The 14,944-nt window shown below is 36.7% G+C and carries 16 protein-coding genes and 1 tRNA gene; 6 read left to right on the forward strand and 11 right to left on the reverse strand.

The genetic code is table 11. The features are described from left to right. Nucleotides 1–29: 29 nt before the first annotated feature. Both MKZ25_RS10315 and MKZ25_RS10320 read left to right on the forward strand, forming a co-directional pair. Entirely contained in the window at nt 30–251 is a 222-nt protein-coding gene (locus MKZ25_RS10315; protein ID WP_340801405.1) for a hypothetical protein, read from the forward strand. A 124-nt stretch (nt 252–375) separates the two neighbouring features. Further along, nucleotides 376–448: transfer RNA gene (locus MKZ25_RS10320), tRNA-Val, on the forward strand. Nucleotides 449–843: 395 nt separating this feature from the next. Here the strand turns inward: MKZ25_RS10320 and MKZ25_RS10325 are convergent. The 8 genes from MKZ25_RS10325 to MKZ25_RS10360 all read right to left on the reverse strand — a co-directional run bounded on the left by MKZ25_RS10325 (nt 844) and on the right by MKZ25_RS10360 (nt 5,866). Further along, nucleotides 844–1,065 carry a hypothetical protein gene (locus MKZ25_RS10325; protein WP_340801406.1) on the reverse strand — a complete coding sequence of 74 codons (222 nt, stop codon included), beginning with the start codon at nt 1,063–1,065 and terminating at the stop codon, nt 844–846. Between the two features lie 12 nt (nt 1,066–1,077). Then, nucleotides 1,078–2,271, reverse strand: coding sequence for a hypothetical protein (locus MKZ25_RS10330; RefSeq protein WP_340801407.1), 1,194 nt, complete (start codon nt 2,269–2,271; stop codon nt 1,078–1,080). Further along, entirely contained in the window at nt 2,259–2,762 is a 504-nt protein-coding gene (locus MKZ25_RS10335) for a hypothetical protein (protein ID WP_340801408.1), read from the reverse strand. The genes MKZ25_RS10330 and MKZ25_RS10335 overlap by 13 nt, the downstream gene beginning before the upstream one ends. 284 nt (nt 2,763–3,046) lie before the next feature. Next, nucleotides 3,047–3,466, reverse strand: coding sequence for a DUF4279 domain-containing protein (locus MKZ25_RS10340; protein WP_340801409.1), 420 nt, complete (start codon nt 3,464–3,466; stop codon nt 3,047–3,049). Continuing rightward, nucleotides 3,435–3,572 (reverse strand): hypothetical protein, encoded by a 138-nt coding sequence (locus tag MKZ25_RS10345; protein WP_340801410.1) that lies wholly within the window; start codon nt 3,570–3,572, stop codon nt 3,435–3,437. The genes MKZ25_RS10340 and MKZ25_RS10345 overlap by 32 nt, the downstream gene beginning before the upstream one ends. Before the next feature lie 11 nt (nt 3,573–3,583). Next, entirely contained in the window at nt 3,584–4,264 is a 681-nt protein-coding gene (locus MKZ25_RS10350) for an SMI1/KNR4 family protein (RefSeq protein ID WP_340801411.1), read from the reverse strand. 100 nt (nt 4,265–4,364) lie between these two features. Further along, nucleotides 4,365–4,826: a hypothetical protein gene (locus MKZ25_RS10355; protein WP_340801412.1), complete on the reverse strand. Its 462-nt coding sequence runs from the start codon at nt 4,824–4,826 to the stop codon at nt 4,365–4,367. A 203-nt stretch (nt 4,827–5,029) separates the two neighbouring features. After that, nucleotides 5,030–5,866 carry a hypothetical protein gene (locus MKZ25_RS10360; RefSeq protein ID WP_340801413.1) on the reverse strand — a complete coding sequence of 279 codons (837 nt, stop codon included), beginning with the start codon at nt 5,864–5,866 and terminating at the stop codon, nt 5,030–5,032. Between the two features lie 1,392 nt (nt 5,867–7,258). Here MKZ25_RS10360 and MKZ25_RS10365 point away from each other — a divergent pair. Further along, complete coding sequence (locus MKZ25_RS10365) at nt 7,259–7,606, forward strand: winged helix-turn-helix transcriptional regulator (protein WP_340801414.1); 348 nt, start codon at nt 7,259–7,261, stop codon at nt 7,604–7,606. Nucleotides 7,607–7,705: 99 nt separating this feature from the next. Here MKZ25_RS10365 and MKZ25_RS10370 read toward each other — a convergent pair whose 3' ends face one another. Next, nucleotides 7,706–7,891: a hypothetical protein gene (locus tag MKZ25_RS10370; protein WP_340801415.1), complete on the reverse strand. Its 186-nt coding sequence runs from the start codon at nt 7,889–7,891 to the stop codon at nt 7,706–7,708. A 461-nt stretch (nt 7,892–8,352) separates the two neighbouring features. Here MKZ25_RS10370 and MKZ25_RS10375 point away from each other — a divergent pair, with 461 nt between their 5' ends. Next, on the forward strand, nt 8,353–9,807 hold the full coding sequence (locus MKZ25_RS10375; RefSeq protein ID WP_340801416.1) for a DHA2 family efflux MFS transporter permease subunit: 1,455 nt from the start codon (nt 8,353–8,355) through the stop codon (nt 9,805–9,807). 461 nt (nt 9,808–10,268) lie between these two features. Here MKZ25_RS10375 and MKZ25_RS10380 read toward each other — a convergent pair whose 3' ends face one another. Then, a complete protein-coding gene (locus tag MKZ25_RS10380; protein WP_340801417.1) occupies nt 10,269–10,727 on the reverse strand; it encodes a hypothetical protein in 459 nt (152 codons plus the stop codon). 909 nt (nt 10,728–11,636) lie between these two features. Further along, a complete protein-coding gene (locus MKZ25_RS10385) occupies nt 11,637–12,944 on the reverse strand; it encodes a sensor histidine kinase (RefSeq protein WP_340801418.1) in 1,308 nt (435 codons plus the stop codon). A 307-nt stretch (nt 12,945–13,251) separates the two neighbouring features. On the opposite strand from MKZ25_RS10385, the gene MKZ25_RS10390 reads away from it, so the two are divergent. Continuing rightward, nucleotides 13,252–13,749: an RNA polymerase sigma factor gene (locus MKZ25_RS10390; protein ID WP_340801420.1), complete on the forward strand. Its 498-nt coding sequence runs from the start codon at nt 13,252–13,254 to the stop codon at nt 13,747–13,749. Then, nucleotides 13,742–14,611 (forward strand): RsiV family protein, encoded by an 870-nt coding sequence (locus tag MKZ25_RS10395; protein ID WP_340801421.1) that lies wholly within the window; start codon nt 13,742–13,744, stop codon nt 14,609–14,611. The genes MKZ25_RS10390 and MKZ25_RS10395 overlap by 8 nt, the downstream gene beginning before the upstream one ends. Nucleotides 14,612–14,944 lie beyond the last annotated feature (333 nt).

The raw sequence follows: 14,944 nt of genomic DNA on the forward strand, positions 1-14,944 counted from the left end.
AAAATTGAAATAATAAGGAGCGCTTTAACATGTTGTTTGCCGTTCATTATCTGGAAAATAATACGCCTGTTCTAAGTCAGTGTTTAGAACGTATTCCTGAAGTAGATGAGGATCTGAAAATAAAAGGTCGTAAAGGAAAGGTTGTACATGTCGTTCAAATCGAAGAAAGTAAATACCACGTCCATGTCGTCCTGGAAAAAATAAATAAAAAACAAGCGCTATTAAAAGACGATAAAAAGAAAAGACGTTGATCTATGGAGAAATTGTAGGATGCAATAAAAATAAAAGTAAAAATATAACAGTTTTCTATATACCTCTCCCTCTGAGAATGCTATACTAACAGGTAAGAACAATGTTATATCTGTTTCTTATCACGGTCTTGTAGCTCAGTTGGGAGAGCACCACCTCGACAAGGTGGGGGTCGCTGGTTCGAGACCAGTCGGGACCATCATGCCGAAAGCCTTTATTAACAAAGGTTTTCGGCTTTTTTTATGCCTTAATCTCCTCGTGAAAACTAATGATTTTTGCTGTTGCGTGACGGATGTGTGGTGCAACATTACTCTTCTCACTTGGGCTAGCTTCGTGCGGTGGAGATGAAACAGAAACTCCCCAAAGGCAGTAAAAACTGCTGAAAGTGAAAATAAAAAAGAAAAAGTATACGCTAGTACAGTAGATGTGACTGCTGCACAAGATACAAGCGTCCCTTTCGCAGATTGCTTAAACCAAATTGCACTGGAATTATTCGTTACCCTCTCCGTATATTTGATTTTTTCAATTACATCGCGCTCGCTATATGGCGGTCTCTCCTTATCGTATTGTAGACGATCTTGCATTTCACTTATTTCAAACAAGTCTTTCAAGTACTGTGGGTATTTCATTCACTTCTACATGTATATTCGGATACTGAATCATCACATCTGGCTCAAACCATTCTTTGACACGACCATTCACAGGTTGAACTGCCGCATAGCTCGCCTTTTTAAACGCTATTCGTAAAGAACCCCAGTCACGCTCTAGAGACAAATCTCCCGCAGTGCAGCCTGTCAACCCTCGTTTTAAAATCATCGATAAACCTCCCTATCGATTGTCAATCCAATGAATTTCTCCTGTATACGCATCGACAAATTGAATATGTGCCCCTGTTGGTGATGTAGGATAATCAATCGTATAGACAAACGAACGTTTTCTTTCATTCACTAAATCATTTTCTAATAAAAGTTCGACATCTATTAACTGTCCTGCAATGTTATTTGCTTGTTGTAATGAAATCGTTGGCTGTTTTAATGTTGGAAATGTTTCAAATGGAATCAAACGATACTGAACTGATGAAATTTGATTTGTACCCGTATGAACAAAAATCGTAAGTGCCTCAAAATCAAACGATATGTCTTCATAAATATAAACAAAGCGGAATGCGACAGATGCTTGCTTATCCATTTGTAGTAGTTTACGTAACGTTGGCATTTGTTCAAAGTAATAGTGCTCATACGCCTCTCCAACTAAATACTTGACTACTTGGCATGCTCGAATAAATACTTTGTCTTGTAAGCTAACTCTATCCTCTGCCTCAACTGACCAACATTTTTCTTCTACTGATTGAGAATACTCAATAATGCCATCACGACCACCTTTTAAAAACGCATCAAAATCAGTTATTGCTTCAACTTCTGGCAAAGGCTCGAAGCTTGCATCCTTCATCGCCTCATCCTCACTCCATAAACGTACTTTTCCGTCTGGATCGACGCCGAATAAATCGTAATTTGGCTTATATGTATATTGCCACCCCATCTCCCTTGCAATGCCAAGCTGTAAAATTGGCTGCTGCTGGATTAGGGCACGTGCCTCTTCCTTTGAAATCATTGTCTCAGGATAGCAAATTTCAAGATCCAGTTCATGTAATGTTACACTTGCAACAAAGCCAGTATCCGTCACTGTCACAAACAAGCCAACACCTTGCACAAGCAATCCATATACAGGCTCAATTCGTCTAAACTCAGCTAAATAGCCCTCCTCCTCGCGTTCTATCGATTGTAACTGTAAATGGTCTTGCCCAAAGACTTTTTTAGTTGCTTCAGCGATTTCAACAGCTTGTTCCTTCGTAACATGCTTGAATTCACCTTCACCATAAAACGTCGCTGAACAAAATTGCCCGTCCTGTTGATACACATCTGCAAGTAACTGCCCTTGTGAATCGTAATAGTACAGCATATCCTCTTCCATACGATCTGATGCAATCTCAGCTATCAGAAATGGTTCAATCATTTTTCGCATAAAAAATCCTCCCTTCTACTTGTGATAAAAATGGCGGCCTGTCCGTCATAATCTACTATCAATATTTCCGTCTTGTCACTGTTCGTCGAAAGATGCTCACCTTCAAATATAAGCCTTTGTTCATTCGTCAATGCAAAAAGAAAATTTTGCTCGGAGACGTAGAAAAATTCCTCTAGCGCTTGCTCGAGCATCGTTTCATTATCGATTTGGAGGACAAATGCTGGAATACGTTCACGCTGAAAGACCTTTGCAGAAAAATGGAGAATCTTTTTAATAGATAACATCTCTTTCACCGGCAATGGTGTGTTCAATATCGCATCTTTTTCATCTGGATACGACTCAAAATATAGCGTCATCGGAAACGCCCACCGATTTTTGGCGAACGTTTGCATAACAGCTTCTGTTTGCTCCTCGCTGACGATGTCATAGGCAGAAAATTGCTTACCTAATTTGAGGTATCTCATGTCTTTTTTATACGGTACGAGTCTCATATCGGTAACCCCTTTCCTTTTACCTGCAGACTATAGCAAACTTGTTCATAAGAAGTGCTAAAGATGACCCTATATTTCGTCACATAAATTAAATCTCGGTACAAAGCAGGCTAAACAGTCGTTTCCTGTGTATCCGATACAGTGTAAGGGAATTCATCATACGGATTTTCAGTATGCTTATATACGGCATCATATTCTGGATGCGTTTCATTGAAATTGATCCACGCCACAGCCTTGCACGTCTAGTAACAATTCATACGGTCTGTCATATTTTATAATATTAGTCATATTTCACTAAACGGAGAGACATACATATCAATATCAATCAATGCATCAAGGCTACTTGTAAAGCGGCTAAATGCTGGTGAAATGACGAGCCCAGGTGTCTGACCATTTTCCATTTCAATAACTAATACAATTTTTACGTTTAAATCGTATTGCTGCATTAGCTCATTGATAACGTCAACTTTCGGGTTAAATACGTCGTACAACTGGTTTAGCACATCGTCTACATCGAGCGATTGGACTGGGCCGACTTGGTACTTCCAGCACGTATAAAACCGTTTAAGCGAACGGTTTCGGCGTACCTCATCTCCGACCTTCCAAGTGTTTGTTGGCTCCACACCTAAACGCTCCGTCACGGCCTCTAAGGGAAAATCGTCTGCTGCTAGCTTAATATATGTATAAAATGAAGTTTGCTCCATGGTCCAACTCCTCATTTCTACCTGCATACGTCGATGGTGAAAATACAACGTCACGTTGCGGTAACTCTTGCTTTACAAGCTCATTGCTTAGTATTTTTTCCTTCATCTGGTTCACCTCTATACGAATTTTTCATAATAACGCTGTATTTTATCCGCTTTGCGTTGCATCATCCCATCATCATATTTCGCTGGAAACTTCTTCAATCGTGCAAGCACACTTCTACCTTCTGGATATGCGAGTATATTAACATTGCGCTTTTTAATCATCGTAATTGTACCGTTCATAAAAAAATCAAGCATGTTAATGGAACGGTTTGGCTTTTTGTAAATGTCATAGCCTCCCTCAATAAACGCCTTTATATATGTATCGAGCTGCGTAAAATACCACGTCAAATCATCGTCTGTAAAGCCGTAGTACATCATGCCAGCAGACATCGCATACGCATCGGTGTCCTTACAGCGAACCATTATGTGCTCGACTTCCTCACGTGGGAAATACTCTAGCTCACGCCCGTATTCATATTCACTACTTTGCAAGCTTTCGTCGAATGTCAGCAGCTTCAAAAACGCCTCAAAATCTTTCGCGATGACAGTTTTGTCGCCACGCTCCACATCGATATACGTAACAGGCGGATTGTCACCCTTATAACGACGATAATCAAGTGCTACCCACGTATGCCCATCGCCGTACAAATAGACAAACTTATTTGACAAGCCCCATTCTCGTTTAAGCGAAGTTGATAATAAAATACCTTCACCTGACCTCGTGCCAATGCCGTTTATATAATCGATACACATAACCTCCTTCCCCGCTTAACAATACTTGCTCGTAATAGCCATCTATTTCCATAACTAGGTTCATCACTACTGGTTGCTAGCCAGTCACTTCGCATAAAATCTACGTATCACGCGTATAGATTTCCTCCATCGCCTCAAACACAGTACCATCTTGAAAATCCATTCGCTCGATCCGTAGCCGTTCGCAAACCGCATATAAAAACCACAGCCACTGTTCATCCTTTTCAGCTATCGCTTGCTTCCCTCCAGCTTCTAGATAGGGTACGACAATCGCTTTTTCTAGCGTTTGAAAATATTGCACCGCTTCCTCCGCACCAGGCCAATTGATATCTTGAAACAACTCGACCATCCTCGGGAAAGCAGCTACGTTGGCTGGATAACCAATTTTGGCAACCACCTTCACGCTGTTTTGCCAGTAGCTTTTCCCATATGGCGGAAAAACGAGAGCAAGCTGATCACGCGGTGTGTATGCCACAAGCCAGTCAATTGCTTCCTGCTGCATTTCTTCTGGTAAATGCCAATGTAATTCATGCGCAAAGTGCTTGATTAACTCTGGATCCATTGCTACGCCTCCTATCTCTTTTCTTTCAAATATTACTAAGTATCATTAACATTTCTTCATTCAACAATATGGATATAACGGAAAAACGCGATTTCCTTATTGAAGAATCGCGCTCGATTGTTGAACATCGCCTTAGGATATAAAAAAATTACATTTAGCTTACATAAATCTAAAGTATATTTAAATTACGCTAGGTAGAACAGTTAGTCTTCGTCAAGTAGATTAATCCAAATACCACCACCGCTTACAGTAACATAATAGTTAATTTCGGTACCTTCAGTATTTTCAAAGCGGATGAAAGTATTACCATCCTGTTTTGCTGTCAAAGTGGCATGGTTGTCATCTGTCATCTCTATCATGACAACGGTCTCATCCTCCATCGAGTAAGTCCAACTTCCCTCCTCAAGGAATATTTCCTCTGTTTTATCTGGTCCAGTAAAGAGAACAATAACAATAAGTACCGTAGCTAAGACCGAAAGAGCCGCAATGCGATGCTTTTTATTATCTAGTAAAACAAAAATGAAGAAAATCGCTAAGCCAAGGGCAAATATAGCACTGAGGAGATGATTCGGAAAATTTGTCATTGCAGCTCTGTAATAATCGACGCTAGCGTAGGCAAGATAACCTGTTGCCACGGACAAAACTAGAACGCTAAGCCAGTTTTTCTTTTTAAGTTGGAATGCTATCACAGCACCTGGCAGGGTTAGAAATGTGATTTTAAACCAGTAATCATAGTAGCGGAATATCTCCCACCCTTGCGCGTAAAACGGCACCTCAATTAAATAAATTAAGGGCTGGCTAACAAGGAAGAACACGAAGCATTTAAGTGCTGCTTCCCACCACTTTTCGCAGTTCACAATAATGAATACAGCAAAAAGAATCCACCAGTCAACATAAATAGCGATATCTTGAAATGAGGTATCTTTTAAAAATGACACCTGATTGATAAGTGCAGTATATACCGCTGTAATAACAGCTAAAAGAAGTACTCTCGACCAAGTCATATTCAATTGACCGAAGTATTTTTTTAATTTATCCATGATTTCTCCTCTATTCTAAAACCTATTGAAATCCCAAAAGGCTTGTAATTTTTTAAGGTTTATTAAACGTTACAAACTTTATTTTGTCTATATTCAGTTAGAAAAATTATTAAAGGATTTAGATATTCAAATTATACACAATGGGACTCTTTAAGTGAATAAAGGGTTGTTCCTTGTGACAGAATCTGGCCCTATAATAGAAAAACGCGATCTTCTTATTGAAGAATTGCGCCCGATTGTTGAAGATTCAATAAAACTACCAGGTTAAATCATTTAAGAATGTAAGAATATCTTTATTCATTTGATTAATATCTGTGCCTAATGTCATTAAGTGTTTAGAGTTTGGATATCCCTTGATTATTTTTAGATTTGTTGCAACGCTTTGGAGAATTATTCCTGCACTCTCTTTATACAATGGTTCATCTAATTCACCATATAATATACGAATTGGTGACGTTAAAAGTCCTAGAGCGATGTTTGGTAACATTTAATTGAGATTCTATTTATATGTTACAGCCATTCAGAACAAGTAGATCGAACAGTCCTCTTTAAAATAATTTTTCACAACGTCTCAGAGTGTTATTTTCTATAAAAAACAGCTACAAACACTGATTTAACAGTGCTTGTAGCTGTTTTAAGAGCTAACAAAAATTAAAAGGAAATTTTTGAAGTTTACAAGATACAATAAACGAGGAATTAATCCTAAAAAATTTTAAAAGGGTGGTAACGTGAATTTATTTATTAAAAAGGTTATCTACTCTGTATAAATTTTAGGGGTACTATTTTTCAATTTGAACCAACACAATCCTATACAGTAGAAAATTGCAACACATGTACTCAAAAGGAAAATGAAATGAATTTTGAAAATGTCAATGGTTCTGAAAAATAGAATTATATTGAAGAAGCACTTAACACTATTCGCCATCTGTAAATTCGCTTCAAGTGGATTCATCCGACTGTATGTATAGCCATGATTTTTGAAAAACGCTTCCACAGGTTTTGAATAAATACCTGTCGCTTCAAATACAATTTCAGGAGCTTGTCCATCAAGGCTGGAGATTTCTTCAATTCGTTCGTGTAATAGGGTGTGAAGTTAGCCGGTTTTAAATACGGACTCTCAAATGGTCCCAGAGGCTGGTCGACTTTCCTTCACTTCTACTATAAAAAATAGTAGCACAAACCATGGCCTTGGTTTGTGCTACTAATCTTAGTCTGTTTTTTATTTTAAATGTATATCTAATAATTCATAGGAAAAACCCCGTCAAACCGATAAAAATGTTCTTACATTTTTGGTGCTTGACAATATAAATACTAAAGGTAAAATACGATATGACAAGTACGCTATTTTTTGATAGATACTATAAAAAAAGATAGTGTAAGAGGAGCATATAAATGAAGAAAAATTATGAAACGAATATTGAAACGTGTCCGCTTGTAGACGTACAAAAAATTGTACAAAATAAATGGGCAATTGTCGTGATGTATTATTTACAGGGGGAAACATTACGATTTGGGGAGCTATCAAGAAAAACACCGCAAGTGACACAAGCAAATTTAACAAAGGTGCTGCGTACGTTAGAAGGTGCCGGACTCGTACATCGAGAAGTATATCCTGTCGTACCCCCAAAGGTAGAGTATTCTTTAACACCCATTGGTCAGAAATTTAAGATTGTCCTGGAGGCGTTAGAGCTTTGGTCAACGGAATATGTTGAAATGAAGAAAACTGAAACGAGTGCATAATTGCTCTTTAAATTACCCTCTCAGGCAGTTACTCGTTCATCGGGAAATATCTTCTATTTAGAAAATAATTCGCATGCGATAGACAAAAAAGGTTCCCGATCAAGAAAGGGAACCTTTTTGTCTACCTTGAGAAAATAAATTTTGATTGACACCAACGCCATCAATGACGACATCTACTGGCTCAATCGATGTCCAATAGTTTGGCGTATTGTAATCAATGACTTCATCTGCACCTAGATTTTTCGTAAATTCGATATTTTTCGGACCGACTGTTGTAAGATGCACCTAAATTTTTTGCTAATTGCCCGACACCGCCTGAACCGCCAACAATTAAAACACGCTGACCTGCAGTAAGATTTGCTTTTCGTCCTTCCCCCCACCCATGCGAGGAAAAATATCCGTATCCTTTGCAAAAACGCCACTTCTTTCGACGCTTCTATTTTCTAACTTTTGCATACTCTGCTGACCACTGTTCTATGGCATGTAGGATAACTTGAAACTTTTTCTCCAAGTTCCGTAAAAGTCATACTGCATCCTTTCTACACTATTTTTTTAATAGTATCTATAAAATTTAATAGTATCTATTAAAAAATATCGTACTTGTTATTATAAATCTTATCTATATTATTAAAGATGTCAAAAAACATTAATGTGCTTACCATCACTTTATTCAAGCATTAGGTACTCCATCAATACAACAATATGATAAGCTAATCTTTATCACTAAAGGAGATATAACAAAAATTATGAAAATAGATAGTTCTTCAAATAATGATTCAACCATTCCAAAAAATAATATAAAAACTGTGCCGATTATCATCGCATTTTTAATTGCTGGCTTTGTGGGTCTTTTCAGTGAAACAGCTTTAAATATGGCATTAAACAGCCTAATTGCTGATTTTAATATTAATGAAGCGACTGTCCAATGGTTAACGACAGGGTATTTATTAACGCTAGGAATTTTAGTGCCTGTATCAGGTCTGATTTTACAATGGTTTACAACAAGACAACTTTTTAGTACATCCCTTATTTTTTCAATCATAGGAACATTGGTTGCAGCATTAGCTCCAACGTTTACGGTATTAATGATTGCACGTGTAATTCAAGCAATCGGAACGGCGCTTTTATTACCACTTATGTTTAATACGATTTTAGTATTAATTCCACCACAAAACCGTGGGAAAGTGATGGGCTTAATGGGGCTTGTTATTAGCTTTGCACCAGCTGTTGGTCCAACAATCTCAGGGTTAATTTTAAATACTTTAACATGGCACTGGATTTTCTGGGTTTGCTTACCTGTTTTAGCTGTGGCCTTTATATTCGGTACGATTTTTATGCAAAATGTAACAACACTTACTAAACCAAAAATTGATATTCTTTCAATTGTATTATCTACGGTTGGTTTTGGAGGGATTGTATACGGTTTTAGTAGCGCTGGTGAAGGCGGCGGTTGGGGAAGCCTTGAAGTTGTCCTAACATTAGTTGTAGGTGTTATTGCGTTAGTGTTATTTGCCATTCGACAACTAACAATGAAACAACCAACGATGGATTTACGTGCATTTAAATATCCAATGTTTGTGATTGGTTTGGTACTTGTCCTTGTTGTCATGATGGTAATGCTGTCTTCAATGATAATCCTGCCAATGTATTTACAGTCTGTATTAGCATTAAGTACATTTACAGCAGGCTTACTGTTATTGCCTGGAGGTATTATGAACGGCTTATTATCACCAATCATGGGTGGTTTATTTGATAAGTTTGGTCCAAGATGGCTAGTTATTCCGGGCTTACTATTTATTTTAGTTGCGTTATATGGATTCTCTACTATTGATCTTGAAACGACTAAAGGCTTTATAATTGGCGTTGTCATTGTATTAATGGTTGGGATTTCGATGGTAATGATGCCAGCACAAACGAACGGATTAAATCAATTGCCACCAGAGCTTTATCCGCATGGTACAGCGATTATGAATACGTTACAACAAGTATCAGGAGCAATTGGAACAGCCGTTGCCATTTCATTATTAGTTTCAGGAACCAAAGAGTATCTTAGTCAACCTGAAGAAGCAACGAATCCATTAAATCCGTTACTTGCCTTTGTAGAAGGTGCACATAATGCGTTTACCTTTGCGATTATTATTACAATCATCGGATTAGTGTTTGCGTTCTTTATTAAGCGTGTGAAGGTAGAACATAAATAATTGTGGTAATTGAGTTAAGAATTCACTTTTAAAGAAGTACTTCAAAATTATTATATTACTAAGAAAACAACCACATAATTTCTTAAATTAATGACCAGATGGAAAGCAAGGTAATTATGCTTCCCATCTGGTTTTGTGTTTCGAGAATTATATGGAACTTTTATATTTCTTCTAAGTACTCAAAGAATCATTTGATATTCTTCTAAAAAAATATTACTCGATAATCTGGTCCTTTAACTGAAAAGGACCCCTTCCCTATTCAAGAAAAACGCACTTTTCTAGAATAAAATTTTCTATGTCTTAACTTTCCTAATTTTAAGTCCGAGCAATTGGCATAACCAAAATGCCCGGCTGTTGTTTTACCAGAACTAGGTGTCCCTTCAATGGCATCATCTCATTATGCCAGTAACTTGGTAAAACAAAAAGACGCTCATTATGGGCGTAGCACCTTTTCTATATTTTTATAGGTAAATAGAAAGTGCACTTTTAAACACCTTTTCTATGTCCGCATTATCAAAGGTTATATCAGTAGTTTCCCCATTGACTATACCTCGATAAACCCATGTTGGCTCTCCATTTACATCGCCTAATAACAATTCATCGAAATGCACAATCCCAGTACTATTAGAGTTAATATATTCGATCGTAATTATAACTGAACCGTAGTATCCAACTGCCTTACTTGCTTGCTTCGCTCTTCCTCTAATTGAAACATCACCAATTACTGATTCCATATGAAAGGGGTTGCTCGTAAAAATAGTGGAATTACCAAATTTACTAACTATAGTTTCATGCATTTGTTTAAAGGAAGCCCATAATTCTTTTACCTTTATTGGATAATTTTTTATTATTTGTTTCTGATTTTCTTGAGCCTTTTTGATTTTTGTGTAGTTTTCTGCAGCCTTATCTAACCAATCCATACTATTTACCACCTCCTATAGGACAGAAATAAAATTAAGTGGGAATACAAATAAAACACTCATCAACGCTCAATAGCACGTACCGCCTGAGGAATAGCAATACGCACTATTTAAAACCCTATTCCATCGTAGGTTTAATTCCACCACCACATATACAGTTACGTTCATAAACCTTCTTAACTTTTCAATGCGGAAAGTTTCCTGGTTTCTTTTAGTAATCGAGCCGGTTCTTCACATTCTTGACACTTTAAAATAGTAGACAATGAAGCAGTCCCCTTCACAATGATATCTTTTGTATAATCATTTTATTCTGAATATAAAAAAAAGCACTGGCTTTTATCCAGGTGCTCTCAGCTTAAAAATTGCTACTAAAATGTTAACTGATACAATTACAACAGATACCCAGCTCTACTTTTTTAATACTCTATTATTCTGTTCTTACCTTGTGCCAATATTAAATCAAGTTCATCAATAATCCTCATGTACCCATATCTGGTCCGTAGGTTTCACCTTTATCATTTACTGGATAACCATTCCCTTAAATAACTATAAAAATCACTTTGTCTTCTTACACTCTTAGCTTTTGTAAAACTCTATTTAAAATACTAACCCATAAATATAAAGAGAAGAGACACATACGACTGCGGCAAAACCGATAATTGATGAATTTTTAATTGGATTGATTGTTCACCTTTCTTCGGTAAAGGTTACCATTGCGAAAGCAGCTGAATATACTATGCCGAAAAATTTTACAGCTAGCTGACTATTCGTCGAGCGTACCATAACAGTGCGCTATTTTTATATTTCGTGCTTATGGACGACTTGCACTACATACCATCGCTAAAAAAGCTTTTTTCCCACTAAAAAAGGCTATGGCACGTTTAAATTTGTACCATAACCTTTTACTATTTACTTAATAGGGATTTTCACAATCGCTGTTGTCTCTTTTTCGTTTATTGTATCAAATGTGATCGTACCATTGTATTTATTGATTGTTTCTTTCACAATAAACAAACCTTGTCCTCTAACTCTTCCTTTCTCTACTTTTTTCGTAGAGAAGCCTTGTTTAAAAATTTGATTTATATCTGGTAGCTTCCGCCCGGCGTTCGTAATCGAGAACGTATAATATAACTCGTCCGCCTTACAGCTAACTGTAATTTTACGCAGTTCCTCTGGCAACTCCATTGTCGCTTCGATCGCATTATCAATTAGGTTCGATAATATATTGATTAGATCAATCGTTTTTATGTTATCAAATGGATGATCATCAACGGTAATCTGTATATCAATTTGTTGATTTTGACATGTTAATTTTTTTGTTTGCAGTAATATCGCTAATCCTGGGTGATCAAGATTCAATTTAATGGATTCAATTGTCTGTATGTCTTTCGATAGATGATCGACATACTTTTTCGCTTGATCTACCTCACCTATATGCAGAAAGCCATGTAAAACTTGGATATGATTAATATAATCGTGCCTTAATGATGAGACAGAAGCAATTAACGTTTTAATTTCCTTTTGATATGTATCCTCCGTAGTTCCAACTTCTTTTTGATACCACTTTTGTAAAAGTAAGAAAGAAATAATAACAATTACAACAAAAACTCCACTGAGTATTAATAGAAAAATATTACTCTTAATAACTGTACCTTTAATCCCGTCAAGTGTATCCGTACTAATATCAATGCCAAGATAGCTAATGATTTCCCCTTTTCCATTCATAATAGGAGTCCCAACCGTTATATAATGATGATCATATCTCGTATCTTCCAAGATCCCTGTTACAAATTGCTTTCCTTCCTCATACGCTAATTTCACTTGGGCTTCCGGTACAGTACAGCCTTCACCTATTGGAAAATCATTTGGATTATCCTTGTTTTTAGGTTCACCTACAATTAACGCTTTCGATGTAGTCGGATTGTCTATTTCCATAGTATAGACGTATAATACACCTAGTTTTTCTCGGGCATCATTTAAATAATGTCGTATTGTCCAATAGTCTTCATCACGGTTCCGTTCTTTTAAAAATCGCTCATATGTTTCCAGATCAATCGCCTTAGCAATGGATTTGGCAGCTTCAAGATTTTGATTAGCAATCGCATCTTCCACTGTATCTTCAATCTTTATATAGGAAGTATACATACTTATTCCAATAAAGAATATGACTAATACTATAGATAACACTATTATCAGCTTTAATTTAAAACGTTTCATATTAAAACACTCTTCCTTACTATTAAATACATATTTTGCTGTAAATTAAACAATTAAATTATTTTCCAAAATTGAAATAGCCCATCCCACCGATTGATGAAATAAGGGCTATTCCATTTAAATTATTACTATTACATCGATATAAAGGAACAACAAACAGTATAAATGTTCTAAATCCTTTTGTCCAAAAATCTTTTACTTTTACTACCTGTTCTATAGAAATCCCATAAAATAAATTTCAGTTTAAACTTTTTATACATCTCTATCCGTCTTATAAGTATGGACAACACAAAAGGAGAATCAAGGAATGACAGAACCATTAGAAGCAGCATTTATTGCATTTATTCAATCGCAGCAACAGTCTATTTATCGACTTGCCTTTAGCTATACAAAAAATGAACAGGATACGCTTGATATCGTGCAGGACAGTATACAAAAAGGATGGCTGGCACTTGAGAAATTAACGGATACTGCACAGATGAAAAGCTGGTTTTATACAATTTTGGTACGTACGGCAATTGATTTTTTACGAAAGCATAATCGGGTGTTATTAGTTGGTGACGAGGCTTTACAGCAATTGCCTGAGCATGATACATATGAAAACCTGGATTTACAGCAAGCTTTACAGCAACTGCCTATACAGCTGCAAGAGGTCATTATACTGCGCTATTTTGAAGATTTAAAAATCGATGAGGTGGCTCACATTTTAACGCTTCCCGTAAGCACAGCTAAATCGCGATTATATAAAGCATTAAAGCTATTAAAAATTGAGCTGGAACAGGAGGAAATAATCCGTCATGCATAAAAAAATAAAACAACTAAATGATCAATACAAAGCGATTCCCATTCCAAAAGAGCTAGAGATCGTCGTGGCGAAAAATTTACAGCGTCCACCGAGGAAAAAACGAAAAATGCCCATTTTTTTAGCATCTGCTGCAGCAGCGGCGCTTTTATTTACTGCGGGTCTTAACACGAGTCCTACACTTGCTAAAAATTTAGCTGAGGTGCCTATCATCGGTTCTGTCGTAAAAGTGCTGACGTTTACAGAGTATGAATTGGAAAAAGACAAATATACAGCTGACATTAAAGTCCCTCAAATTTCTGGTTCATCGAGTGAAATTCAAGCATTAAATAAGCAATATGTAGAGGAAGGCAAGGAACTGTATGAACAATTCAAAACAGAAATAGAGAATATGGAAGCTGGCAATATGGCCGTCAACAGTGGCTACATCGTTCAAACAGATACGGACGACCTGTTGTCATTTGGCCGTTACGTAGAAGTGACGGTTGTTTCTTCTTCTACCGTGATGAAGTACACGACGATTGATAAAAGATCAGAGACGGTGATTACATTGCCAAGTCTGTTTAAAGATGATCGCTATTTGGAGATTATTAATACCTATATTGAGGACGATTTACGAAACCGGATGATTGAAACAAAGGGCGATGAAATGTATTGGATTGGCGGAACAGAGTATTTTGACGAAACAATGGGTGTTTTTGAAGGTATTACACCCGAACAAAACTTTTATATTACAGATGCCGGCAAGCTGGTCATGTCCTTTAACGACTACGAAATTGCACCAGGATTTATGGGCGTTGTCACGGTTGAAATCCCAACTGAGCTACTGCAGGATGTGCTGATGAGTAATCAATATATTAAATGATCTGAGAATATAAAATATAAACGCGAATGCTTATCTACTCTACCAATTTGGCCCTATAATGAAAACGGGCTGCTCCTTTTTACAGAATAGCGCCCGATTGTTGAGTAACATAAAAGCAACCCTACATTAAGTAGAGTGGCTCAGAGTCCGGGAAATTTACACTTTTAGATATTAAAAATGAGACAGGTATTAGTAAATCAACACTATATCGTTATCTTGAGACTATATAATAAAGGGCTTAAAAAAGCATCTGTATGGAGTAAACCAACAGATGCTTTTAAGTATTCTAATTTTCCTATAATAAAGTTTGTTTAGTATTAACGGGCAACAAAG

This window comes from Solibacillus sp. FSL W7-1464 (assembly GCF_038004425.1).
GTDB lineage: Bacteria > Bacillota > Bacilli > Bacillales_A > Planococcaceae > Solibacillus.